Consider the following 24648-nt stretch of genomic DNA (forward strand, 5'->3'; position numbering starts at 1 on the left):
GTCAGTGGGTGGTGGTGAGGAGGCCGCGGCTGCGGAGGACGCGGCGTTCGAGGGGGGAGAAGAAGAGCAGGTCGATGGCGACGCCGACGGTGAGGATGAGGATGATGCCGAGGAGGACGCCGGACATGTTGGTGAACTCGCGCTGGTTCTCCAGGTAGCGGCCGAGGCCGAGGCCCAGGTCGGGGGAGGAGGCGATGAGTTCGGCGGCCATCAGGGAGCGCCAGGAGAAGGCCCAGCCCTGCTTGAGGCCGGCCAGGTAGCCGGGGAGCGCGGCGGGGAGCAGGATGTGGCGGGCGCCGCGGAGGCCGGTCGCGCCGAGGGTCTGGCCGGCGCGGAGGAAGAGCGGGGGGACCTGGTCGACGCCGGCGATGAGGCCGTTGGCGATGGAGGGGACGGCGCCGAGCAGGATGACGGCGTACATCGCGGAGTTGTTGATGCCCAGCCAGATGACGGCGGCGGGCACCCAGGCGACCGAGGGGAGGGACTGGAGGCCGGAGAGGACCGGGCCGAGCGCGGCGCGGACCGGCTTGACCTGGGCGACCACGAGGCCGATCGGGGTGCCGATCAGGACGGAGAGCACGAAGCCGGACAGGCCGCGCCAGACGCTGGTCCAGATGATGGAGAACAGCGTTCCGGCGTACCAGAGTTCGGTGAGGGAGTCCCAGACGTCGGCGGGGCTGGGGAGCTTGTCGGGGGTGGTGAGTTCCAGGCTGTGGGCGAGCTGCCAGACGGCCAGGACGAGGACCACGCCGAGGACGGGCGGCAGCACCTTGCGGCGCAGGATCACGGAGACCGGGGTGCGCTGGACCTGGACGGCTTCGAGTGCGTCGAGGCCGGCCTCGACGCCCGCCGAGTCGTCCGCGGGGGTGCGGAGGGTGTCAGTGCTGGACATGGCGGCGGATCTCCCCACGCAGTTCTTCGGTGATCTCGATGGACAGATCCGCGACGCCGGCGGATTCGATGCGGCGGGGCTGCGGCAGGTCGATGCGCCACTCGCGGGCGATCCGGCCCGGGCGGGAGGAGAGCAGGACGACGCGCTGGGCGAGGCGGACGGCCTCGCGGACGTTGTGGGTGACGAACAGGACGGCGAGCTGCCGTTCGGCCCAGATCCGGGTGATCTCGTTGTGCAGGACGTCCCGGGTGATGGCGTCGAGGGCGGCGAACGGCTCGTCCATCAGCAGGACCCGGGAGCCCTGGGCGAGGGAGCGGGCGAGGGCGACGCGCTGGCGCATGCCGCCGGAGAGCTCGTGGACGCGCTTCTTGTAGGAGCCGCCGAGGCGGACCAGTTCGAGCAGGCGCTCGGCCTCGGTCCGGCGGTCGGCCTTCGCCACGCCGGCCAGCCGCAGGGCGAGTTCGATGTTCCTGCCGGCGGTGAGCCAGGGGAAGAGCGCGTGGTCCTGGAACATCAGGGCGGGGCGGCCGCCGGGGACCTCGATGGTGCCGGAGGTGGGGCTGTCGAGGCCGGCGACCAGGTTGAGCAGGGTGGACTTGCCGCAGCCGGACGCGCCGAGCAGGGTGACGAACTCGCCGGGGGCGACGGTCAGGCTGATGTCGTCGAGGACCGGCGCGGCGGTGCCGGGACGGCCGAAGGTCTTGTGCACGTGCGAGAGCCGGACGGCGAAGCCGCCGTCCGGGTGGCCCGCGCCGGGGGCGTCGGGCGAGGTGGTCAGTGCCGTGGTCACGGGCACCTCCTGCGGGTGTGGGCCGGGCAGGGCGGGGATCGGTGTCCGGGGTCCGCCCCGCACCCGCCCGGTGAGTGGGCATCGGACGGGCGGGTGCGAGGCGGAACCCGGGGCCTGAAGGGGCTACCGGTGGGGGCTACTTGGCGCCGAGGCCGGCGTCGGAGACGGTGGGCTGTCCCGCCGCGGTGAGCACCTTGTTGAGCGGGGTCAGGTCGTAGATCCCGGCCAGGTTGGGCTTCTTGAGCAGGCCGGCGGTGACGGCGTGGTCGGCCTCGGCCTGCAGGGTGTTGGCCAGCGGGTCGTCGATGAAGTCGATGTCCTGCCAGGCCGGGTCGAGGACGGCGGCGTCCAGCGCGTTGCCGGCGTCGGCCTTGATCTGCTCGTTGGCGACGGCCTTGGCCTGCGCCGAGTTGGCCTTGATCCAGGCGTTGGTCTTCACCGAGCCGCGCAGCACGGCCTCGACCACGTCGGGGTGTTCGGCGAGGAACTTCTGCGACACGATGATGTTGGTGATGACGAACTTCTTGTCCGGCCAGACGTCCTTCTCGTTCAGCAGGACCTTCGCGCCGAGGGTGACCAGCTTGGAGGCGGTCGGCTCGGGCACCCAGGCGCCGTCGATGGAGCCGGACTTGTAGGCGTCGGGGGTGACCTTGTTGTCGCTGCGGATCACCTTGACGTCGCCGTCGCCGGTGTTCGCGTCGACCTTCCAGCCCTTGCCCGCGAGGTAGTTGAGCAGGGCGACGTCCTGCGTGTTGCCGAGCTGCGGGGTGGCGATCCGCTTGCCCTTGAGGTCGTCGACCGAGCCGATCTTCGCCGGGTTGACCACCAGCTTGACGCCGCCGGAGGCCGAACCGCCCACGATCTTCAGCGACTTGCCGCCGGACTGGGTGAAGCCGTTGATCGCGGGGGAGGGGCCGATCCAGCCGATGTCGATCGAGCCGGCGTTCAGCGCCTCGATCTCGGCGGGGCCCGCGTTGAACACCTGGGTCTTGATCTTGGTGCCGCCGAGCTCCTGCTGGAGGATGCCCTGCTTGAGGCCGACCAGTGCGGTGCCGTGGGTGAGGTTCGCGAAGTAGCCGATCTTCACGGTGTCGGCGGAGAGCTTCGCGCCGGACGCGGCCGGGGCGGCCGAGGCCTTGTCCTCGCTCTTGGAGCCGTAGCTGCAGGCGGACAGCAGTCCGGCGGCGGTGAGCACGGCGACGGCCGCGGCGGCGGTCCGTCTGATCCGGCCGGCGGCGGGGCGAAGGCGGGTATGGGCGGGCAGGGTGCTGAGTGCCATGACGAGGTGTCCCGTTCGTGGAGTCGGAAAGGAGAAGTGCCTGACGTGGGCCGGGCCGCCCCGCCGTGCCTGCTGTGGACAGGATCGGCGGACCGGGCCCGGTGACAGGGGCTCAGCGCCCCTGTCCGCCCCCACATCGCGTCAGGCCGCCCTGGCCGCTGCCGAGGACGCCGCTGCCGATGCGGCCGCCTTCCTTGTCCATGCCCGAGAACGCCTCGCTGGGCATCAGACCCAGTCCTCCTCAGTGGAAGCGTCGGTGGTGCTGACGGTGTCGAAGGCCTCGCCCGCCATGCCGGCGGTGAGGGTGGTGCCGTCGGCCGGATCGATCAGGATGAACGAGCCGGTCCGGCGGTTGTCGCGGTACGGGTCGAGGGCCAGCGGCTCGGCGGTGCGCAGCACCACGTGGCCGATGTCGTTGACGTTCAACCCCTCGGCGCCCGAGCGCTGTTCGAGCGTGTCGATGTCGATCCGGTAGCTGATGTCCTTGACCAGCGCGCGCACGGTGCGGGTGGTGTGCTTGAGCAGCACCTTCGCGCCGACGTGCAGCGGGCGCTCGCTCAGGTGGCAGACCGTCGCCTCGATGTCCTTGCCGGGGACGGCGGTCGGGCCGGCCGCGATCAGGTCGCCGCGGGAGATGTCGATGTCGTCGGCCAGCCGGACCGTCACCGACTGCGGCGCCCAGGCGAGTTCGGTGGCGACGCCGAGCGCGTCGATCGCCGCGACGGTGCTGGTGTGGCCGGAGGGCAGCACCGTCACCGGGTCGCCGACCCGCAGCACGCCGGAGGCCAACTGCCCGGCGTAGCCCCGGTAGTCGTGGAACTCCTCGCTCTGCGGCCGGATCACGTACTGGACCGGGAACCGGGCCGGCTCGGCGGTCGGGTCGGAGCCGACCGGGACGGTCTCCAGGTGCTCCAGCAGGGTCGGGCCGCCGTACCAGTCCATGTGCCGGGACGGCTCGACCACGTTGTCGCCGGCGAGCGCCGAGATCGGCACCGCCACCACGTCCTCCACGCCCAGCGAGGCCGCGTACCCGGTGAACTCCTCGGCGATCGCGGCGAACACCGGCTCCGCGTAGTCGACCAGGTCCATCTTGTTGACGGCGAGGACGACGTGCGGGACGCGCAGCAGGGCGGCGACCGCGGCGTGCCGGCGGGTCTGCTCGACCACGCCGTTGCGGGCGTCGACCAGCACCACGGCCAGTTCGGCGGTGGACGCGCCGGTCACCATGTTGCGGGTGTACTGCACATGCCCCGGGGTGTCGGCGAGGATGAACCGGCGGCGGGCGGTGGCGAAGTAGCGGTACGCCACGTCGATGGTGATGCCCTGCTCGCGCTCGGCGCGCAGGCCGTCGGTGAGCAGCGCCAGGTCGGGCGCGTCCTGGCCGCGGCGGCGGGAGGCGTGCTCGACGGCCTCCAACTGGTCGGCCAGCACCGACTTGGAGTCGTGCAGCAGCCGGCCCACCAGGGTGGACTTGCCGTCGTCGACGCTGCCGGCGGTGGCGAAGCGCAGCAGCGAGGTGGCGGTGGCTTCCTGGGTGGTGCTCATCTCTAGAAGTACCCCTCGCGCTTGCGGTCTTCCATGGCGGCCTCGGACAGCTTGTCGTCGGCCCGCGTCGCGCCGCGCTCGGTGAGGCGGCTGGCGGCGATCTCGGCGATCACGGCCTCGATGCTGTCGGCGTCGGAGTCGACCGCGCCGGTGCAGGACATGTCGCCGACCGTGCGGTAGCGCACCAGGCGGTTCTCGACCGGCTCGGACTCCTTCGGGCCGCCCCACTCGCCGGCGGTCAGCCACATGCCGTCGCGCTTGAACACGTCGCGGCGGTGCGCGTAGTAGATCTCCGGGAGCTCGATCTTCTCCCGCTCGATGTACTGCCACACGTCCAGCTCGGTCCAGTTGGACAGCGGGAACACCCGGACGTGCTCGCCGACCGCGTGCCGGCCGTTGTACAGCGACCACAGCTCGGGGCGCTGGCGGCGCGGGTCCCAGGCGCCGAACTCGTCGCGCAGCGAGAACACCCGCTCCTTGGCGCGGGCCTTCTCCTCGTCGCGGCGCCCGCCGCCGAACACCGCGTCGAACCTGTTGGACTCGATGGCGTCCAGCAGCGGCACGGTCTGCAGCGGGTTGCGGGTGCCGTCGGGGCGCTCGCGCAGCACGCCGCGGTCGATGAACTCCTGGACGGAGGCGACGTGCAGGCGCAGGCGGTGCTGCGCCGCGGTGCGGTCGCGGTACTCGATGACCTCGGGGAAGTTGTGCCCGGTGTCGACGTGCAGCAGGGCGAACGGCACCGGCGCGGGCGCGAACGCCTTCAGTGCCAGGTGCAGCATCACGATCGAGTCCTTGCCGCCGGAGAACAGGATCACCGGCCGCTCGAACTCGCCCGCCACCTCGCGGAAGATGTGCACCGACTCCGCCTCCAGGGCGTCCAGGTGCGACAGCGCGTAAGGGCTGTCCGCGGCCCGGTCCGGGCGCTGCGTGGTGACGGTCATGCCAAGCCCCTCTCGGTCAGGAAGGCGTGCAGTTCGCCGGCCGACTCGGCCACCGACCGGCCCTGCGTCTGCAGCCGCAACTCCGGCTTCTCCGGGGCCTCGTACGGGTCGTCGACGCCGGTCAGGCCGGAGATCTCGCCGGCCGCCTGCTTGGCGTACAGGCCCTTGACGTCCCGCTCCGAGCAGAGCTCGACCGGGGTCGCGACGTGGATCTCCAGGAACTCGGTGCCGTTGGCGGCGTGCCGCTCGCGCACCGCGGCGCGGGAGTCGGCGAACGGGGCGATCACCGGGGCGAGCACCTTGACGCCGTTCGCGGCGAGCTTCTCGGCGACGAAGCCGATCCGGGTGACGTTGGTGTGCCGGTCCTCGCGGGAGAACCCGAGGCCCTTGGAGAGGAACTCGCGGATCTCGTCACCGTCCAGCACCTCGACCCGGTGGCCCTCCGCGCGCAGCCGCTCGGCCAGCGCGAACGCCAACGTGGTCTTCCCGGCGCTGGGCAGCCCGGTCAGCCACACGGTGGCGCCCCGCTCGCGGGCCGCTGCCGGAGTGTCGGCGGTGGTCACGGTGGTTACTCCTGACGTTCGGTGACGGTGGTTCAGGTGGTGGCGGCTCAGAGGTGGATGCCGCACTCGGTCTTGCCGGAGCCCGCCCAGCGGCCGGCCCGGCCCGCCTCGCCCTCGCCGGGCTTGGCGGTGCAGGACAGCGGCGAGCAGCCGATCGAGGTGTAGCCCTCCCACAGCAGCGGGTTCAGCAGCACCCCGTTGGCCTGCACGTAGGCGTCCACCTCGTCCTGCGTCCAGCGGGCGATCGGGGCGAGCTTCACCTTGCGGCGCTTCGCGTCCCAGGCCACCACCGGGGTGTTCGCCCGGGACGGCGACTCGTCGCGGCGCAGCCCCGTCGCCCAGGCGTCGTAGCCGCCCAGACCGCGGTTGAGCGGCTCGACCTTGCGCAGCGAGCAGCACAGGTCCGGGTCGCGGTCGTGCAGCCGCGGCCCGTACTCGGCGTCCTGCTCGGCGACGCTGAGCTTCGGGGTCAGCGTGATCACGTTGACCGGCATGGTCGCGGCGACCGCGTCCCGGGTGCCGATGGTCTCCGGGAAGTGGTAGCCGGTGTCCAGGAACACCACGTCCACGCCGGGCAGCACGGTGGACGCCAGGTGGGCGACCACCGCGTCCTCCATCGAGGAGGTCACGCAGAACCGCTTGCCGAAGGTGTCGGCCGCCCACCGCAGGATCTCCTGCGCGGACGCCTCCTCCAGCTCCCGGCCGGCCTTGAGCGCGGCCGCCTCGTAGTCAGTCGCGGTCGTCATGTCCGGTCCCCCCGTCGGTCGTCGACAACAGGCCGAGGAACTTCAGCTGGAAGCCCCGGCGGCAGGCCCGGCACTCCCAGGTGCCGTGGCCGCCCTCGGACGGGCGCAGGTCCTCGTCCCCGCAGTACGGGCAGTAGAACGGTGCGGCGCGCTCGCTCATGCAGCCACCTCGCCGCGCCCGGCGGCCGCTTCGGCGGAACGCGCCGCCCCGGTGGTGCGCCCGCTCACGACAGCTGCTCCTCGGTGGCCCGCACCGCCCACTGGGCGAAGCGCTCGCCGTCCTGACGGTCCGCCTGGTAGCGGAGCAGCAGGCGCTCGACGTAGTCGGGCAGTTCGGCGCTGGTGACCTTCAGGCCGCGGATCTTGCGGCCGAACGCGGCGTTCTCGAAGCCGAGCGAGCCGCCCAGGTGGACCTGGAAGCCCTCGACCTGCTGCCCTTTCGCGTCGGTCACCAGCTGGCCCTTCAGGCCGATGTCGGCGGTCTGGATCCGGGCGCAGGCGTTCGGGCAGCCGTTGATGTTGATGCTCAGCGGCTCGTCGAACTCCGGCAGGCGGCGCTCCAGTTCGTCGATCAGGGTGCGTCCGCGGTCCTTGGTGTCGACGATTGCGAGCTTGCAGTACTCGATGCCGGTGCAGGCCAGCGTGCCGCGCCGGAAGGTGGACGGCGTGACCCGCAGGTCGAGCGCCTCCAGGCCGGCCACCAGCGAGTCGACCCGGTCCTGCTCGACGTCCAGCACGATCAGCTTCTGCTCGACGGTGGTCGCCAGCCGGTCCGAGCCGTGCTCGGCGGCCAGGTCGGCGACCTGCTGGATCAGCTTGCCGTTCAGGCGGCCGACCTTCGGCGCGAAGCCGACGTAGAACCGGCCGTCCTTCTGCGGGTGGACGCCCACGTGGTCGCGCCACCGCCCGGCCGGCTGCTCCGGGCCCGGACCGTCCGTCAGCTCCCGCTTCAGGTACTCGTCCTGGAGGACCTGCCGGAACTTGGCCACGCCCCAGTCGGCGACCAGGAACTTCAACCGGGCCCGGTTGCGCAGGCGGCGGTAGCCGTAGTCGCGGAAGATGCCGACCACGCCGGCCCACACGTCGGGGACCTCGGCCAGCGGCACCCAGGCGCCGAGCCGGACGCCGAGCTTCGGGTTGGTGGACAGGCCGCCGCCGACCCACACGTCGAAGCCCGGGCCGTGCTCGGGGTGGACCACGCCGACGAACGCGATGTCGTTGATCTCGTGGACCACGTCCAGCAGCGGCGAGCCGGAGATCGCGGTCTTGAACTTGCGCGGCAGGTTGGAGAACTCCGGGTTGCCGATGTACCGGCGGTTGATCTCGTCGATCGCCCAGCTGCCGTCGACGATCTCGTCCGAGGCGATGCCCGCCACCGGCGAGCCGATCACCACGCGCGGGCAGTCGCCGCAGGCCTCGGTGGTGGACAGGCCGACCGACTCCAGCTTCTCCCAGATCGCCGGGACGTCCTCGATCCGCACCCAGTGGAACTGCACGTTCTGCCGGTCCGTCACATCGGCGGTGCCGCGGGCGTACTGCTCGGACGCCTCGCCGATGGCGCGCAGCTGAGCGGTCGTCAGCTGCCCGCCGTCGATGCGCACCCGCAGCATGAAGTACTCGTCCTCGAGCTCGTGCGGCTCCAGGATCGCGGTGCGGCCGCCGTCGATGCCCTGGCGGCGCTGGGTGTACAGGCCCCACCAGCGCATCCGACCGCGCAGGTCCGCCGGGTCGATCGAGGCGAAGCCGCCCTTGGAGTAGATCGTCTCAATACGTGTCCGCACATTGAGACCGTCGTCGTCCTTCTTCATCTGCTCGTTGGCGTTCAGCGGGGTGTAGTGCCCCATCGCCCACTGGCCCTCGCCGCGGTGGCGGGTCACCTTGCGGGCGGCGGGGCGGGCCGCGGGGGCGGCGCCGGCCTGAGGCTCGACCGTTTCGGGAGTGCGGGCCATGGTGTCAGTCCTTTGAGCGGCTTGGCAGGTGCAAGGGTGCAGGCGGTTCCCGGGCACGCCCCCGCTCCCACCTGCGGAGATCAGCAGGCGGAGGGAGGGTGACGCTGGGCCGGGTCGGTGGTGCGCGCATCCGCGACGGCGGGGATGGGCAGGCAGGGCGCCGGTGCGGTGGCGGCGTGCGAGTGGGGCTCAGGTCACCGGACAGATGGCGCTGGACACGCGAAGGAGGTCGACGTGGAGTCGGCCAACTAGGGTGGTTCCGGCGCTAGACATGGCAAGAGATTCGCACGGCGAGCGACTCGCGGTCCACTAACGTCCGAATCCTGGACGTTGGTGTTCCGCATCCCGGGACACTCGGCGATGCCGGGCCGCTCCGCGCACTGCGGGCCGTCGGTTCCCGGCGGCGGCGCGTCGGTCCACCGGCGCGGGCCGATACCGTAGGGGCGTGCAAGCAGCAGGCAGTACTCCGCATCCGCCCGGGGGGACCGGGTCGGCCGTCGAGCGGCCCGCCCGCCGTCGCGGCGGCCGCCGCCGCGCCGCGAAGCGAACCACCTGGTACCGGACGCTCTGGGCGCTGGTGAAGGACACCACCAACACCTGCGTCGAGTACCGCGTCACCGGCCTCGCGGCCGAGGCGGCATTCTTCACGCTCCTCTCCATTCCGCCGCTGCTGCTCTGCCTGGCCGGCACCCTCGGCTACTTGGACGACATCCTCGGCGCCGGAACCATCGTGCGACTCAAGGCGGACATCGTCTCGGCATCCGGGACGGTGCTCTCACCGAGCTCCATCGACCAGATCGTCCAACCGCTGCTCGACGACGTCTTCGGCAGCGCCCGGCCGGACCTGATCTCGATCGGCTTCCTGCTCTCGCTCTGGTCCGGCTCCCGCGCGCTGTACATCTTCATCGACACCATCACCGTCATGTACGGCCTCGACGGCAAACGCGGCCTGGTCAAGACCCGGCTGATGTCGCTCGGCCTCTACCTCGGCGCGCTGGTCATCGGCTCCCTGGTGCTGCCGCTGCTGGTCACCGGGCCAGGACTGCTGATCAACACCTTCCAGAGCTGGGCCGGCGTGATCAGCTCGCTGTACTGGCCGGCCGCGATCCTGCTGCTCATCGTCTTCCTCACCACCCTCTACCACGTCGCCGTCCCGGTCAGCACGCCCTGGCGCGAGGACATCCCCGGCGCGCTGGTCGCCCTGCTGGTCCTGGTGGTGTGCAGCGTCGCGCTGCGGCTCTACCTGATCAGCTCCGTCGAGGGCCACTCCGTGTACGGGCAGCTCGCCGCCCCCGTCGCCGTCCTCCTGTGGATCTTCGTGGTGGCGCTGGCCGTCCTGATCGGCGCCGCGATGAACGCCGCCATAGACCGCCGCTGGCCCGCCGTCGAGACCGCCGACGCCCGCGCCGAGGTCGAGCGCCTCAGCGAGGACGCCGCCGTCCAGCGCGGCCGCGAGGCCGCCGCCCGGCGGGCCGCCGAACGCGCCGAACGCACCCGGCAGTTCGGCCTCGCCGACGGCCACGACGAGGAACTGTTCGACGAGGACGACGACGAGGCCCCGCCCAGCGAGTACCCCGAGCGGTGGGCCGGCTTCCTGCCGCACGACGACCTGCGCCGGCGGTTCGGCGGCACGCGGCGCGGACGCAAGTAGCTCCGGTGGCGGGCGGGGCCCTGCCCGGGGTCGTTCCGGGGCAGGGCCGACGGGTCAGACCCGGTACGCCCTGCGGGCCGCCTTGGTGCGGGACTTGTGGAGGCGGGCGCGCTCGGCGCGGAGGCGGGCGTCGGTGCGGGAGGCGATCCAGTCGTTCTCGCGCCGGAGCTTGAGGAAGGACTCCCAGCGGCGCTCGGGCAGGGTGCCGTCGGCGAGGGCGGCGCGGACGGCGCAGGCGGGTTCGGTGCGGTGCGAGCAGTCGTCGTAGCGGCAGTCCGCGGCGATCGCGTCGATGTCGGCGAAGGCGAGGTCGATGCCCTCGCCGCCGAAGAGGCCGACGCCGCGCAGGCCGGGGGTGTCGATGACGGCGCCGCCGGCGGGCAGCGGGAGGAGTTCCCGGGTGGTCGTGGTGTGCCGGCCCTTCTCGTCGACGGTGCGGACCTGCTGGACCGTCATGGCGTCCGCCTCGGCGAGGGCGTTGGTGAGGGTGGACTTGCCCGCGCCGGACTGGCCGATCAGCGCGCAGGTGCCGGTGGCGAGGGCGCGCAGGGCGTCCATGCCGGCCCCGGTCTCGGCGCTGACCGTCAGCACGGTGACCCCGGGCGCGACCGCTTCGACGTCCGCCCGGACGAATTCGCCGTCGTGCACCAGGTCGGACTTGGTGAGGACGATCAGCGGTTCGGCCCCGGATTCCCAGGCGAGGGCGAGCAGGCGCTCGACCCTGCCCAGGTCGGGTTCCGCGGCGAGCGAGACAGCGATCAGGACGGTGTCGATGTTGGCGGCCAGCACCTGACCTTCGGAGCGCTTGTGGGCGCCCTTGCGGATGATCGCGGTGGTGCGGGGCAGGACGGTGGTGACGACGGGCACCGGCCGGGCGGCCGGGTCGACGGCCACCCAGTCCCCGGTGCACGGGTTGTTGACGGTGTCGGCGCCGGTGACGGCCCGGGTGTCGGCGCGCAGCGTGGCGGGCTCGCCGGTCTCGGGATCGACGAACAGCACGTCGCACCGGCCCCGGTCGATGCGGGTGATCCGCCCGGGGAGCAGGCCGGTCTCGGCGAGGGGGTGGAAGGCGGCTGCCCGGTCCTCGTCCCAGCCGAGGCCGGAGAGCGGGTGGGCAGTGGTGGTGGAGAGCACGGGGTGGACCCTTCGAGGGAACGGGTGGCCCCGGCCGGCCGGGTGTCAGCGCACGGGCGACACCGGTTCGAGGCCGGCCGCGAGCCAGGGGATACAGGACTCGGTGGACTTCTGAACGCGGGGAACAACACCTGCAAGGACAGGCCTCACGGTCCTCACCTCCTCTGCGGCGACACGCCTCGCGCACCCCGCCCTGGGGTGCCCTCGATCGGCGGACGCCACGCTAGCCCCCTCCCGCCCCCTGCGCCACCGAATTTCCGCCGCCCTCAAGCGGTGGTCCGGAGAGACGATCTGACGGTGCGTCCGGACGCAAGGGTTCCGCAAGGAGGCGCAAGGGTTCTCCAGCCGTCCCGCCACCGCGCGCGGACATCCCCACCGTGCGGCGGTGCACGGGGTACCGCCGCCCGGTGGGAGGCCGGGAAGGACAAAGGGGGAATGCCTCGTGTCATGGGCGACTCTGCCCGACCGCAAGCGAGTGCTGGCGGTGGTGCAGACCGAGGTGTACGGTCGACGGCTGCTCGAACTCTGCGAGCTGCTGGGATCGGATCTGCGGGTGCAGGTGGTCTTCACCGTCGCGCCGCACGCGTTCAACGACGGGGTGGCCGCGTTCCTGATGCGGCTCGGCGGCACGGTGGTGCCGTGGGAGGAGGCTGTTCGGACCGAGTTCGACCTGATCCTGGCGGCCGGTTCGCGCGGCATCGAGCAGTTGCGCGGCCCGCTGGTGCGGCTGCCGCACGGAGCCGGGTACCTGCAGTTGACCCGCGCACTGCCGCCGGTGGGCTCGGTCAGCGGTGTCCGCGACCAGGGCGGCGCCGGCCCGGTGCAGCACGAGCGGCAGGTGGCCGGCCTGGGACGTGAGTACCTGCTGTGGGAGGGCCGGCCGAACGCGGCGGCGTACGCGCTGGCGCACCGGGACGACCTGGCGGAGTTGGAGCGGAGCTGCCCGGAGGTGCTGCCGGCGGCGGAGGTGGTCGGCGACGGCGACCACGACCGGATCACGGCGGCGCTGCCGCGGCGGGCGGAGTACCGGGCCGCGCTCGGACTGGCGGACGGGGAGCAGTTGGTTCTGCTCTGCTCGACCTGGGGGCCGAACTCGGTGTTCGGCCGCTTGGACGCGTTCCTGCCGAGGCTGGTGCGCGAACTGCCCGCCGGGCGGTTCCGCTCCGCGCTGGTCCTGCACCCCAACGTGTCGGCGGGGCACGGCCGTTGGCAGGTGCGCCGGTGGGTGGACGGGGTGTCCGGAGGATCGGTCTCGCTGGTGACGCAGGAGGTGGACTGGCGTCCGATGCTGGTGGCGGCCGACTACGTCATCGGCGACCACGGATCCGTCACGCTGTACGCGACGCTCACCCGGGCCCGCATCCTGCTCGCCCGGTTCCCGCACCGGGACGTCAACCCGCGCTCGCCAGGCATGCAACTCGCGCTGACCGCCCCGGCGTTGGACCCGGGCCGGCCGCTGGCCTGTCAGCTCGCCTACGCCGACGCGAGGTACCGGCCGGAGGCGTACGCGGAGATCGGTGCCCGGATCTCCTCGGAGCCGGGAGAGTTCCTGCCGCGGATCCGCCGCCTGCTCTACCGGGTGCTGAACCTGAGCGAGCCGGCCTACTCGCCCACCGAGCCGCCGCTTCCGCTGCCCGCCCCGCTGGCGGGAGGTGCCAGATGGCAGTGAGCGTGACGGTCCGCCTGCCCGGTCCGCCCGGGACCGGGCCCAGGTACCACCGGCACGTGGCGGCCCGGGTCGACGAACCGGCCCGGGTGCGGCACTTGGCGGACGTGCTGTACGGCGGAGCCCCGGAGACGGCGGAGGAGGTGTGGCGGTGCCACCCCGGCTGCGCGGTGCTCGCGGTACTGGGTGCGGACGGGACGGTGCACGTACGTTTCCGCGGCGGCGCATCGACGATCCGCCTGCCGGACGCCGCGCGGAACGGAGCGCCGGACGCGGCGGTGCTGGCCGGATCGCTGGTGCACGCACTCCTCACTACGGGCGGTGCGATCCGCCGGTAGCACGGGGCGGACGAGAGGAACGCCCGCGCCGCGTCCCGGAAGATCCCGGGACGCGGCGCGGGTGGTACCAACGGCGTGCGGCTGACGCCCGGCTAGAACGGGGAGCCGAAGAGCCAGATCCCGATCCAGCGGCAGGTGCCCGGCTCGCTGCGGCCAGGCGCCCCCGGCGTGGAGGCCCGGGGCGAGATGGTGCGGTGGTTCACGAACGAGGCAGGCGCGGCACGGCGGGCGTTGAAGTCGTCGCGCACAAGAGGTTCTGGCACTAACGGTCCGCTCTTCCTGAAGTCAGTCGATCACTTGCGCGACGACCATACACAGGTCAGACCCAATCCCGCCAATTGGCTTCGTTAGCACCGGGGAGGTTGGGACACCGGGAGGCTGGGGTGCCCTTCACCAAGTGACTGGCGAGTAAGTTAGTGGAGCCGCACCAGGGGCTTGCGAATGGCGTTTAAACGATTATCGTCAAGATCCATCGGGCGTTGCGCGGCTCTCGGGTCGGAGCAGCTCGCGATAGCGATCCAGCGTCTGGTCGGTCGTCGGTCCGCTGCGCGGCCGGTCGTCGATTCCGTCGGGGGCGGGAGGGCGGTACTGGACGGCGCCGCAGCCCCGTGGGTGGTCCGGCAGTAGCCGTTGCGCCTGGTCCAGACCACTGAGGGCCTCCGCCTCCTCGCGCGGGGCCCCGACGGAGCGGGCTATCCGATATGCCTCCGAGTGCAGTTCGAAGGCCGATCGCGGATTTCCCGAGCCGAGCACGATCCGGCCCAGGACATTCATCGCGACGGCCTGATGGCGCAGGGCGCCGGACCGGCGGAAAATCCTGATGGCGGAGGAGGCCAGAGCGGCCGCTCGATCGTTTTCCCCCGGGATTTCCATGAGGCTGGCGAGATTCGACTGCGAAATCGCCAGATCCATTTCGCCGATCAATCCCCTCCCTTTGCTCATTACCTCCTCGAAGGCCTGCCTGGCGGCGGAATTGTCGCCGATCTCCACGTACAGGCCGCCGATGTTGTTGGTGATCCTCAATGCTGTCGAGTGCTCTTCGATGCCGCGGAAGAACGACAGTGCCTCGTGCAGGCTGTCGATCGCGCTTCGGGGGTCCCCCAGCTGGCTCTGCACCATGCCGAGGTTGCCGACGGCGCGAGCCAGCGCCGAGGCGTCTCCGAGTTCGCGCAGGATGTCGATCCCCTCGCCCAGCAGCCGCAGAGCACCGTGCAGGTCGTCCTGGTGCCAGCGCAGCTCGCCCAGGCGACCCAGCGCGGCGGCGACGCCTCGACGGTCGCCGGCGGCGCGGGCGAGGTCCAGTGCGCGCTGCACGGCCTGCTCGGCCGAGGGGTACCGGGAAACCTGTAACTCGGCGGTAGCAAGCGCGAGTTGTGCGTGCAGCTCGGGGAGGTCGCAGCCCGATTCCCGCCAGTGGTCGGCGGCCGAGCGATGCATGTCGATCGCCTCTCGCCACAACTGCCGAGACTCCACGTGTTCTTTGACGACGTGGGCGAGAACGGCAGCGGTCTCGCCGTCTCCCGAGGTGGACAAGTCTTTGTGAAGGGCCATCAACGTCTCGATCTCAGCAGCCACCCAGCGCTTCGCCCCCATTCCGCCCGCCGGCTCGACGGCGGCCAGCGGGTCGTCCATCGCGAACTCGTCACCGAACAGGGCGAGGTCCATGCGGTAGCGGCCGGAATGGATCTCCCGGTCGGCCCAGTCCGCCGTGCGGCAGAGGACGCCGACCGCCCGTCGCAACGCTGCTCGACGGTCCTCCAGGGACTCCGCCTGCTGCACCTGGGCGCTCGCGTAGGCGCGAACGAGCGAGTGGTAGCTGAACCGCTCTGCCGAGTGCTCCGCCAGCAGGCTCGCGGACAGCAGGTCCTCGATCAGCCGTTCCGCGCGGTCGATCGGGCAGCCGATCAGCGCCGCGGCCGTGTGCAGGCCGAAGTCCGGGCCGGGGTGCAGGCTGAGCCGGCGGAAGGCCATCTGATGCTGTTCCGACAAGTCGTGGTAGGACATGGCCAGCGCGCCGCAGAGGCTGTCGGGGCCGTCTCCGAGCTCGTCCAGGAGGCCGTTCCGGGTAAGGCGGTCCGCGAGGTGGGCAAGGGTCCAGGAGGAGCGGAAGCGGAAGCGTCCGGCGGCGAGGTGGAGGGCCAACGGGTGGTGGGCGCACAGGCGGGTGATCTCGGCGAGCCGGTCGGCGTCGGCGGTCCGGTCCGAGCCGGCCAGTCGGACGAACATCTCGGCGGACGCCTCCGGGGCCAGGGCGTCGAGGGGGACGGTGACGACGGACGGGAGGGATGCCATCCGGTGACGGCTGGTCACCAGGACGAACGAGGCGGGTCTGGAGGGAAGCAGCGGCCCGATCTGGCCGGGCCCTGCGGCGTCGTCGAGGAGGACCAGGGCCTGCCGCTCGGTGAGCAACTCGTGGCACTGGCCCAGCAGCTCCTCCCGCTCCACGGGGATGCGGGCGGCCGGAACGCCGAACTGCCGCAGCAGCGCGGTGGCTGCGGCCTCGGCGCTGGGGTCGTGCTGAGCACCCGAGTAGGTGCCCAGCCGCAGCACATGAACGCCGTCCGGGAAATGGCTCTGCAGGCGATCCGCGGCGGACGTGGCCAACGCGGTCTTTCCGCTTCCGGGCAGGCCGCTGATGCAGACCACGGGTCGGCCTCGCCCGACGGCACCCCGGTCGTCGGCCCGGCCCGCCCGCTCGCCCCGGGCGGCAGCGGCGATGAGCGCCAACTCGCGCTCCCGACCGACCAGGTCGGGGACGGCCAGCAGGCCTGCGGGGCGTTGCCGCGACCTCTGGCGCTGGGCGGGAGGAACGGTCGGTGCCGTGAGAGCGACAGGCGGAGTGGCCCGGCGAGGGACGAGGGTGGTGATGTTGGCGCCGCTGATGACCAGGTCGTTGAGGGCCTTGAGGCGTTCGCCGGGTCTGGTGCCGAGGTCGTGGTCGAGTCGATGACGGATGTGCCGGTAGACGGCGAGGGCCTCGGCGATGCGGCCGCTGCCGTAGAGGGACGTCATCAGGTGGGCGGCGACCTTCTCGTTCCACGGGTTCTTGGCGGCGAGTTCGGCCAGGGTGGGGACGAGGTCGGCGTACCGGCCGAGGCGCAACTCGATCTCGGTGCGGGTCAACTGCGCGGCGAGCCACTGGTCCTGCATGACCTTTCGGGTCTGCTGCGCCCACTCGCCGGGCAGACCGGCGAGAGGGTCGCCCTGCCAGAAGTCGTCGGCGTCGTCGAGGGCGTCGAGGGCCTGCCGATCGTCGCCCGCTTCGACGAAGCGGCGGGCCTGGCGGGCCCGGCGGCGGTAGGCGTGCCAGTCGATCTGGTCGGGTTCGGCACGGAGGGCGTAGGTGCCGGGACGGGAGATGATCTCGACCGGGCGTTCGCCGGACTCGGTGTCGAGTTCGGCGGCGTCGCGGAGTGCCGTCCGAAGTCGGGAGACGTAGACCTGCAGAGTGCCGGCAGCACTTGGCGGGGGCTCTCCGTCCCAGAGGCGTTCGGCGAGGACGGTGGGGGAGATCGGACGTTCCAGATCCACGGCCAAGGCGGCCAGCAGGATTCGGACCTTCCACGAACTGATCGACAGCGGCCTTCCGCTGGCCGTGAGTTCGATTGCTCCCAACAAGTGCAGATACACCCGGGTGCCTCCTGTCGCCGGTTCCTCGGCCGCGCAGGAGGTGAGCATGGCACGGGTGGGGGCATGCTGCTATAGCACCTCCGAGTTTCGCATCGCCAGTATTTCCAGGTTGCTTCGGCCGTTGCTGTACTCGGCTGGTATAAGCGCCGCCCCCGCCCGGAGGGCGGTGCCGCCCGCGGGGCGGGCTGCCCCGACCGCCGCTACCTGCGTCGGAACAGCTAGAAGGCGGACGAGTCGGCGAAGCGGGGGAAGTGGTGCCCGGCGGGGGCGTCCCTCGGCGGTTCGGTGGCCGTCCGGCTCCCGAGGCGGGGCGCGAGGCGTGGCCGTACCACTCCGGGCGCGGCCGTATCGATCGACCCAGTGGAGGAACCAGCACGTGGAAGGCCACCGCAATTCCGTCGCCGGCCAGGCCCGGATCGAGGGCGTCGCGTTTCAGGCGGGCGATGTCCATGGGGGCGTGCACATTCATTCGCACGCCCCGGCGCTGCTTCCAGTGCCGCAACAGCTTCCGCCCGCCCCTGTGCGACTCCTCGGGCGCTCAGTGGAACTGGACGCGCTCGACCGGGAGTTGAATGCGCCCCCGCCGCCGGGCGGACGCTGCCTGCTGCTGACCGGGCCGGCCGGGGTCGGGAAGAGCGCGCTGGCAGGCAGCTGGCTGCGCCGCCGGGCGGACGAGTTCCCGGACGGGTTGTTCTATGCCGATCTGCGCAGTCATTCCCCCGGTGGCCCGACCGATCCGGTCGATGTGCTGGGCGCGTTCCTGCGGGCCCTGGGCCTCGCCCAGGTGCCGGCCGAACTGCACGAGGCGGCCGCGCTCTGGCGCTCCGCCACGGCGAGCCGACGGATCGGCATCCTGCTGGACAGTGCCGCCACCGCCGCCCAGGTCCGCGCGCTGCTGCCCGGGGCCGAGGGCTCCGTCACGGTGGTGACCAGCCGCACCCGGCTGGACGGGTTGTCCATGGACGGCGCCGGAGTCTTCCCGGTCGGCCTGATCGACCGGGAGGTGGCCGTCGAGCTGTTGATCCAGCGGATCGGAGCGGACCGGGTCGCCGCCGAACTGCCCGCCGCGGAACAGGTGGTGAGCCGCTGCGCGGGACTGCCGCTGGCGATCTGCGTGGCCGCCGCGCGGATGGCGTCGCGCCCGCGCCAGCCGCTCGCGGCAACCGCGGAGGCGCTGCACCGGGAAGCCGACCGGTTGGCGGCGTTGCGGTTGAACGGGGAGACCGCGGTGCGCGCCGCGCTGGACGCCTCGTACCGGGTGCTGGACCCGGCGGCGGGCGCGCTGTACCGGCTGCTCGGACAGCTCCCGCTGACGGAGTTCACCCCGGAGTCGGCCGGTGCCGCCGCAGAGCTCTCCCTGGCCGACGCCGATGCCGTGCTCGACCTGCTCGCCGGGACGCACCTGCTGGAGGAGCGGGGCGACGGCCGCTACCGGTTCCACGACTTGGTCCGGCTGCACGCAAGGGAGCGCGGGCAGGCCGATGATCCGCCCGAGCGGTGCGAGGCCGCCGTGCGCCGGGTCGGCGAGCACTACCTGGCCGCGACCACCGCAGCCGAGGCGCTGATCATGCCCAGCCATCGCCGGATGGCCCGGGACTATCTTCAACGCCCGCTGCACGTTCCGGAGTTCGTGGAGGAGAAGGAGGCGCTCGGCTGGTTCGACCGGGAACGCGACCAGCTCGTCGCCGTGCTCAGGGACGCGGCCCGGAACCGCCGGTACGCGCTGACCTGGCAGTTGGCGGACGCGATGCAGCCGATGTTCGTCCGCCTGCGGCCGCATGCGATGCAACTGGAGGCCAACACCCTCGGACTGGCCGCCGCCCGCGAGGTCGGGGACCGGATCGTCGAGCAGCGGATGCTGACCGCCCTCGGGCAGGGGCGGCGCAACGCCGGCAAGATCCAGGAGTCCGCCGACTGGTTCGCACAGGCGCTCGTGGTGGCCGAGGAACTCGGCGACCGAAGGGGCGAAGGGCAGGCCCTGAACGGGCTCGGGCACGCGCACCGCGACCTCGGTGAGCTCGATGCCGCGCGCGCCCGGTTCGAGCAGGCACTGCTGCTGTGGGAGGCGATCGACTACCGGCGGGGCGTCGGCCTGCTCCGCGTCGGCCTGGGCGAGGTCGCGACGGATGCGGCGGACGAGGCCGAGGCGGTGGGGCAACTGTCCACGGCCATCGAGGACTTCCGGGCCGTCGGCGACCAGTACGAGGTGTGCCGGGCGCAGGCGATCCGGGGCCGGGCGTACCTGATGGCCGGGCGGTACGGGCAGGCCCTGGCGGACCTGGAGACCGCCCGGGCCGGGTTCGTCGCGGTGGGCGCGCCGCACTGGCAGGCCCGCAGCGTCGAGTGGCTGGGCGAACTGGCTCTGGCCCAGCAGGACTTGGCGCTGGCCCGGGAGCGGTTCACCGCCTCGTACGAGCTGTACCGCAGCGTCGCCGCCCCCGACACCGCCCGACTGGCCCGGCGGCTGGAGGAGCTTCCCCCGGAGTGACGGTCCGTCAGAACAGCAGTCCAGCGGAGCTGCCGCTCTCGTGGGCGAGGAGCCAGCGCTTGGCGTCGATGCCGGCGGCGAAGCCGGTGAGGCTGCCGTTGGCGCCCATGACGCGGTGGCAGGGGCGGATGATCAGCAGGGGGTTGGCCCCGACGGCGCCGCCGACGGCGCGGACCGCGCGCGGGGACTGGCCCGCGGCGTCGGCGAGTTGGCCGTAGGTCAGGGTGGTGCCGTACGGGATGTCGTCGAGGCTCTCCCAGATCCGGCGGCGGAACTCGGTGCCGACCGGGGCGAGCGGCAGCTCGAAGGCGGTGCGCTCGCCGGCGAAGTACTCGGCGAGCTGTTCGACGGCGGGCGCGAGCGCGTCCGGGTCGGGCTGCCAGTCGGCGGCGGGCTCGGCGAGCGCGTACTTCTGACGGGGCGCGGTGACGGCGGTCAGCGCGAAGCCGTGCTCGTCGTCGACGGTCCCGCTGAGCAGCAGGGTGCCGAGCGGGCTGGCCATGGTGGTGAAGACGGTGGTCATGCCGGTTCCTTGCGGGTGTCGCGGGTGCGGAGGGCGGTGTGGTGGTCCGCAGCGGCGGACCACAGGTGGTGCAGGGCGTAGGAGCGCCAGGGCGCCCACGCTGCGGAGCGGTCGGCGGCGGAGCGCGGGTCACCGCTCTCACCGAGGGCGCGCAGGCCGTCGCGGACGCCGATGTCGGTGGGGAGGAAGACGTCCGGGTCGGCGAGGGCGCGCATCCGCAGGTAGCCGACCGTCCACGGGCCGATGCCCGGGAGGGCGAGCAGCGCGGCGGCGGCCTGCTCGCGGTCCACGCCCGGGTCGAGGCGGACCGCGCCCTCGGCGAGGGCGCCGCACAGGCCGAGCAGCGCCCGGCGGCGGGACTGCGGCATCGCCAGGTGCTCGGGGTCGGCGGCCGCGAGGGCGGCGGCGGTCGGGAACAGCAGCCGCAGGCCGCCGTCGGCGGCGGGCAGCGGAGTGCCGTACCGCTCGGCGAGCCGGCCGGCCAGGGTCCGGGCGGCGGCCACCGACACCTGCTGGCCGAGGACGGCGCGGACGGCGAGCTCGTGCGGGTCGACGTGCCCGGGGGAGCGCAGGCCGGGCCGGGCCGCGGCGCGCGGGGCGAGCAGCGGATCGGCGGCCAGCCGGTCGTCGACGGCGTCCGGGTCCGCGTCCAGGTCGAACAGGGCGCGCAGCCGGTGCACGGCCGTGGTGAGGTCGCGCAGGTCGGTGAGGGTCAGCCGGCAGTCCAGCCAGCCGCGGGTCGGACGGTCGCCCGGGGCGAGGCCGTCGACCTCGGCGACGCCGTGCCCGAACGGCAGGGCCAGGGTCCGCCGGTAGGTGCGGGTGCCGGGCCGGTGACCGGGCACGACCTCCTCGACGCCGGGGACGGCCCGCAGCGCGAGGAAGTCCAGCAGGTGCTCGGTGTCGATGGCGCCCCGGTAGGCGAGCCGCAGCCCGAGCCGGCCGGCCGCGGCGGGCGTGCGGCGGTGGCCGCCGTGCTCGGTGCGCAGCGTGCTCGGGGTGCGGTCGTAGACCTCGCGGATGGTGTCGTTGAACTGCCGAACCGAGGCGAAACCCGCCGCGAACGCCACGTCGGTGACCGGGAGTTCGGTGGTCTGCAGGAGCAGCCGGGCGGTCTGGGCGCGCTGCGCGCGGGCCAGCGCGAGCGGGCCGGCGCCGAGTTCGGCGGTCAGCTGGCGCTGGAGCTGGCGGGCGCTGTAGCCGAGCCGGTCGGCGAGGCCGGCGACGCCTTCGCGGTCGACCACGCCGTCGCCGATCAGCCGGACCGCCCGGCCGACCAGGTCGGCCCGGTGGTTCCACTCGGGGGAGCCCGGCACCGAGTCGGGCCGGCAGCGGCGGCAGGCCCGGTAGCCGGCGCCCTGGGCGGCGGCCGCGGTCGGGTAGAAGGTGCAGTTGGTGCGCTTCGGGGTGGTGGCGGGGCAGCTCGGACGGCAGTAGATGCCGGTGGTGCGGACGGCCGTGAAGAACACCCCGTCGAAGCGGGCGTCCCGGCTGTGCACGGCTCGGTACCTGGTCTCGTCGTCGATCACGCCCTCCAGTCTGCGCCATCGCCGGACCCCCGACTGGCGGGAATCGGACATCGCCGTGGGCGGCCCCGGGGCGCGTCGGGAGGACCTGCGGGAAGGGCGGCGTCAGCGTGCCGGGTCGGTGCCCGCGCGGGGCGGGCGAGGCGGCGTCAGCGTGCCGGGTCGGTGCCCGCGAGGGAGCGGGCGAGGCGGTCGAGGCCGGGGAGGGCGTGCATGACGGCGGCGCGGTCGGCGGGGGTGAGGCTCTCCAGGGCGCCGGCCAGGCGGCGTTCGTGGGCGCTCTGCCAGTCGCGGAGCTGCTGGTGGCCGGCCTCGGTGAGGGCGATCCGGGCGGTGCGGCGGTCGCCGGGGTCGGGCTGGCGGTCGACCAGCCCGGCGTCCAGCAGCTTGGAGATCAGGCCGCTGACGGTGTTCGGTGCGAGGCGTTGCCGGGCCGCGAGTTCGCCGACCCGCATCGGGGCGACGGCGAGGGTCTGGAGCAGCTCGACCTGGGCCATCGGCAGCGCCTCCCAGGGGAACTCCGAGCGGATGGAGCTGCGCAGGGCGCGGCGCAGCCGGGTGATCACGTCGGTGAGCTGCTGGGCCCCGGCGAGTGCGTCGGTGTCCGGTGCGTCGGGGCCGGGCGCGGGCCGGTGCTGCGAGGACATGGCGGACAGCGTATCGCCAGCCACTGTCGACGCCGCCTGTTGTCCGCCTGTTGTCCACCCGTTGACCAGCGCGGACGGCCTGCGGGCCCTCCGAAGGGCGGTCGGCGGCGGTCGGCGGCGAACGGATGTCTCGGCATCGGAGACACTCCTTGTACGATTATATCTGCGGCAGATATATTTGCTCCATGGCCCGACCCGTTGCCGCCACCAGGCTGGCCGACACCGTGCAGGACGCCCTGCGGCGCGCCGAGCGTCCGCGTCCGCGTGCCGTCGCCCGCTGGCCGCACGCGCACTGGCTGGCCGTCGGCACCGTCTGCCTGGGCGCGTTCCTCGGCCAGTTGACGGCGAGCGTCACCTCGCTGGTGTTCCCCGCGCTGGAACGACGGTTCGACGCGGGCTTCGCCGCCGTCGAGTGGGTGTCGCTGTCCTACCTTCTGGTACTGGTCGCGCTGCTCGCCCCGGTCGGGCGGCTCTCCGACCTGGTCGGCCGCAAGACCGTGTACCTCGGCGGTTTCGCGGTCTTCGCCGCGGCCTCGCTGGGCGCCGGACTCGCCGGCAGCCTGACCGTGCTGGTGGCCTGCCGGGCCGTGCAGGCGGTCGGCGGCGCGATGATGCAGGCCAACAGCGTGGCCCTGGTCGCCCGCGGCGTGCCGGAACGGGCGATGCGCACCGCGCTCGGCATCCAGGCGGCCGCCCAGGCCCTCGGGCTGGCCCTCGGACCCACCCTCGGCGGTCTGCTGGTCGCCCACGCCTCCTGGCGCTGGGCGTTCTGGGTCAACGTCCCGATCGGCGTGCTCGGCATCCTGGCCGGCTGGTTCCTGCTGCCGCGCACCTTCCCCGACGGCCGGCGCATGCCGGGCCGGTCCGACCTGGCCGGCGACGGCCGGCACGCGCCGGGTGGGTCCGACGGTGGACGGTTCGACCTGGCCGGCGACGGCTGCCGCATGCAGGGCCGGTCCGACGCTGGACGGTTCGACCTGGCCGGACTGCTGCTGCTGGCCGGCTCGTCCACGGCACTGCTGCTGGCGCTGTCCGCCGCGTCCGGACTGCCGCTGCCCGGTTGGGCGGTGGCCGCGCTGGCCCTGCTCGCTGCCGTGACGGCCGCCGCCCTGGTCCGGCAGGAACGGCGCGCCGACCGGCCGATCGTTCCGCCCGGCCTGGTGAACACCCCCGGCATCCGGGCCGGACTGGTGGTCGCGCTGATCGGCTACCTCCTGCTGTTCTGCCCGCTGGTGCTGGAACCGGTGGTCCTCGCCGACCGCGGCGTTCCCGCCGCGACCGCCGGCCTGGCGATCACCGCCCTGCCCGCGGCCTTCGCCCTGGCCGCCACGGTCGGCGGCGGGCTGCTGCCGCGCGGCTGGAGCGACGCGGTGCGGTGCCGCGTCGGCGCGACGGCCGCCGCGGCCGGACTGCTGCTGCTCGCCGTGCTCCCCGCGTCCGGCCCCGGCGCGGCGGCCGGACCGCTCCTGGTGGCCGGCTACGGGCTCGGGCTGCTGCTGCCCGCCAACAACGCGCTGGTGATGCGCGCGATACCCGCCCGGAGCTCGGCCGTCGGCGGCGGCCTGGTCAACATGGTGCGCAGCCTCGGCACCGCGCTCGGCACCGCCCTCCCGGTGCTGGCCGTCCACCTGGCCGGCGCGGCGCTCGGCGGCCGGGTGGTCCTGCTGCTCCTCACCGCGACCGCCCTGCTGGCAGCCTGCCTCTCCGCGCGCTGACCGTTCGCCCGGCAGGCCGTGCGCTGCTGCGGTGTCGGCGGACGTCGGGCGTGGCGTCCGGGAGACGAGAGGCGACGGGACGTTCGGGGGTGACGCGGCAGTGGCGGAGGCCAGGTGGTTTCGCCGCTGTGCCGCCGATGACCGGACCCTGTCCGGTGGTCGTCCGCGGGGGTGTTGGTGCGTTGTCGCCGAGCGGGTGCTGCTCGCGGCCTGGCGGGGTGTGCGGTCGTGTGTCGGGTGTCCGTTGTTGTGTGGCTGGCGCGTTGGTCGGCCGTCTTCGCCGGTGCGTGGTCAACGGCTGGATTCCGTGGGTGTGTTCGCTCGCTGTCACGATGCCGCGCTGCCGACGGGCGGCCCGCGCGGCGGCGTGCCGTTCGTTCGGTGCGAGCGGGGCGTCTGCCGGTCGCCTTCGTCGGCGGGTGGTTGCCGGTGGTCTTCACCGGTGCGTCGTCAAGGACCGGATCTCGTGCGGTGGTTCGCTCGGTGGTCGGCTCAGGGGGGGATGTTGGTGTGTCGTCGCCGAGCGGGCGCTGCTCGCGGCCTGGCGGGGTGTGCGGTCGTGTGTCGGGTGTCCGTTGTTGTGTGGCTGGCGCGTTGGTCGGCCGTCTTCGCCGGTGCGTGGTCA

General features: G+C 73.0%; 20 protein-coding genes. 5 read left to right on the forward strand and 15 right to left on the reverse strand.

The window, feature by feature from the left end; all coding sequences use genetic code 11:
* Nucleotide 1: 1 nt before the first annotated feature.
* From ACFV1L_RS14870 to ACFV1L_RS14915, 10 genes are all read right to left on the reverse strand, one after another.
* Nucleotides 2–892 (reverse strand): ABC transporter permease, encoded by an 891-nt coding sequence (locus ACFV1L_RS14870; protein WP_380365908.1) that lies wholly within the window; start codon nucleotides 890–892, stop codon nucleotides 2–4.
* Complete coding sequence (locus ACFV1L_RS14875; protein ID WP_380365909.1) at nucleotides 879–1682, reverse strand: ABC transporter ATP-binding protein; 804 nt, start codon at nucleotides 1680–1682, stop codon at nucleotides 879–881. Before ACFV1L_RS14875 ends, ACFV1L_RS14870 begins: the two co-directional genes overlap by 14 nt.
* A gap of 136 nt (nucleotides 1683–1818) precedes the next feature.
* A complete protein-coding gene (locus ACFV1L_RS14880) occupies nucleotides 1819–2961 on the reverse strand; it encodes an aliphatic sulfonate ABC transporter substrate-binding protein (protein WP_380365911.1) in 1143 nt (380 codons plus the stop codon).
* Nucleotides 2962–3186: 225 nt separating this feature from the next.
* Nucleotides 3187–4506 (reverse strand): sulfate adenylyltransferase subunit 1, encoded by a 1320-nt coding sequence (locus tag ACFV1L_RS14885; RefSeq protein ID WP_380365913.1) that lies wholly within the window; start codon nucleotides 4504–4506, stop codon nucleotides 3187–3189.
* Between the two features lie 2 nt (nucleotides 4507–4508).
* On the reverse strand, nucleotides 4509–5447 hold the full coding sequence (gene cysD, locus ACFV1L_RS14890) for a sulfate adenylyltransferase subunit CysD (RefSeq protein ID WP_380365915.1): 939 nt from the start codon (nucleotides 5445–5447) through the stop codon (nucleotides 4509–4511).
* Nucleotides 5444–6010 carry an adenylyl-sulfate kinase gene (gene cysC, locus ACFV1L_RS14895; protein WP_035861265.1) on the reverse strand — a complete coding sequence of 189 codons (567 nt, stop codon included), beginning with the start codon at nucleotides 6008–6010 and terminating at the stop codon, nucleotides 5444–5446. The genes cysD and cysC overlap by 4 nt, the downstream gene beginning before the upstream one ends.
* 47 nt (nucleotides 6011–6057) lie before the next feature.
* Nucleotides 6058–6756 (reverse strand): phosphoadenylyl-sulfate reductase, encoded by a 699-nt coding sequence (locus tag ACFV1L_RS14900; protein WP_380365917.1) that lies wholly within the window; start codon nucleotides 6754–6756, stop codon nucleotides 6058–6060.
* Nucleotides 6740–6916, reverse strand: coding sequence for a hypothetical protein (locus ACFV1L_RS14905; protein WP_380365919.1), 177 nt, complete (start codon nucleotides 6914–6916; stop codon nucleotides 6740–6742). The genes ACFV1L_RS14900 and ACFV1L_RS14905 overlap by 17 nt, the downstream gene beginning before the upstream one ends.
* Before the next feature lie 64 nt (nucleotides 6917–6980).
* Nucleotides 6981–8705: a nitrite/sulfite reductase gene (locus ACFV1L_RS14910; protein ID WP_380365920.1), complete on the reverse strand. Its 1725-nt coding sequence runs from the start codon at nucleotides 8703–8705 to the stop codon at nucleotides 6981–6983.
* 189 nt (nucleotides 8706–8894) lie between these two features.
* A complete protein-coding gene (locus tag ACFV1L_RS14915) occupies nucleotides 8895–8978 on the reverse strand; it encodes a putative leader peptide (RefSeq protein WP_318264789.1) in 84 nt (27 codons plus the stop codon).
* A 172-nt stretch (nucleotides 8979–9150) separates the two neighbouring features.
* On the opposite strand from ACFV1L_RS14915, the gene ACFV1L_RS14920 reads away from it, so the two are divergent.
* Nucleotides 9151–10356: a YihY/virulence factor BrkB family protein gene (locus tag ACFV1L_RS14920; protein WP_380365921.1), complete on the forward strand. Its 1206-nt coding sequence runs from the start codon at nucleotides 9151–9153 to the stop codon at nucleotides 10354–10356.
* Nucleotides 10357–10410: 54 nt separating this feature from the next.
* Here the strand turns inward: ACFV1L_RS14920 and rsgA are convergent, their stop codons facing one another.
* Nucleotides 10411–11490 (reverse strand): ribosome small subunit-dependent GTPase A, encoded by a 1080-nt coding sequence (gene rsgA, locus ACFV1L_RS14925; RefSeq protein WP_380365923.1) that lies wholly within the window; start codon nucleotides 11488–11490, stop codon nucleotides 10411–10413.
* 442 nt (nucleotides 11491–11932) lie between these two features.
* Here rsgA and ACFV1L_RS14930 point away from each other — a divergent pair, with 442 nt between their 5' ends.
* On the forward strand, nucleotides 11933–13159 hold the full coding sequence (locus ACFV1L_RS14930; protein ID WP_380365925.1) for a hypothetical protein: 1227 nt from the start codon (nucleotides 11933–11935) through the stop codon (nucleotides 13157–13159).
* Complete coding sequence (locus ACFV1L_RS14935; RefSeq protein WP_380365926.1) at nucleotides 13150–13494, forward strand: hypothetical protein; 345 nt, start codon at nucleotides 13150–13152, stop codon at nucleotides 13492–13494. Before ACFV1L_RS14930 ends, ACFV1L_RS14935 begins: the two co-directional genes overlap by 10 nt.
* Before the next feature lie 462 nt (nucleotides 13495–13956).
* Here the strand turns inward: ACFV1L_RS14935 and ACFV1L_RS14940 are convergent, their stop codons facing one another.
* Entirely contained in the window at nucleotides 13957–17124 is a 3168-nt protein-coding gene (locus ACFV1L_RS14940) for a BTAD domain-containing putative transcriptional regulator (RefSeq protein ID WP_380365927.1), read from the reverse strand.
* A 541-nt stretch (nucleotides 17125–17665) separates the two neighbouring features.
* Between ACFV1L_RS14940 and ACFV1L_RS14945 the strand changes: the two genes are divergently transcribed.
* Nucleotides 17666–19612: an ATP-binding protein gene (locus ACFV1L_RS14945; RefSeq protein WP_380365929.1), complete on the forward strand. Its 1947-nt coding sequence runs from the start codon at nucleotides 17666–17668 to the stop codon at nucleotides 19610–19612.
* 7 nt (nucleotides 19613–19619) lie between these two features.
* Here ACFV1L_RS14945 and ACFV1L_RS14950 read toward each other — a convergent pair whose 3' ends face one another.
* The 3 genes from ACFV1L_RS14950 to ACFV1L_RS14960 form a co-directional block, all read right to left on the reverse strand.
* Nucleotides 19620–20135, reverse strand: a complete 516-nt coding sequence (locus ACFV1L_RS14950) for a methylated-DNA--[protein]-cysteine S-methyltransferase (RefSeq protein WP_380365930.1) — start codon at nucleotides 20133–20135, stop codon at nucleotides 19620–19622.
* On the reverse strand, nucleotides 20132–21715 hold the full coding sequence (locus ACFV1L_RS14955) for an AlkA N-terminal domain-containing protein (protein WP_380365931.1): 1584 nt from the start codon (nucleotides 21713–21715) through the stop codon (nucleotides 20132–20134). The genes ACFV1L_RS14950 and ACFV1L_RS14955 overlap by 4 nt, the downstream gene beginning before the upstream one ends.
* A 95-nt stretch (nucleotides 21716–21810) precedes the next feature.
* Nucleotides 21811–22308: a MarR family winged helix-turn-helix transcriptional regulator gene (locus ACFV1L_RS14960; RefSeq protein WP_380365933.1), complete on the reverse strand. Its 498-nt coding sequence runs from the start codon at nucleotides 22306–22308 to the stop codon at nucleotides 21811–21813.
* Nucleotides 22309–22493: 185 nt separating this feature from the next.
* Between ACFV1L_RS14960 and ACFV1L_RS14965 the strand changes: the two genes are divergently transcribed.
* Nucleotides 22494–24023, forward strand: a complete 1530-nt coding sequence (locus ACFV1L_RS14965) for an MFS transporter (RefSeq protein WP_380365934.1) — start codon at nucleotides 22494–22496, stop codon at nucleotides 24021–24023.
* Nucleotides 24024–24648 lie beyond the last annotated feature (625 nt).

This window comes from Kitasatospora sp. NPDC059646 (assembly GCF_042734615.1).
GTDB lineage: Bacteria > Actinomycetota > Actinomycetes > Streptomycetales > Streptomycetaceae > Kitasatospora.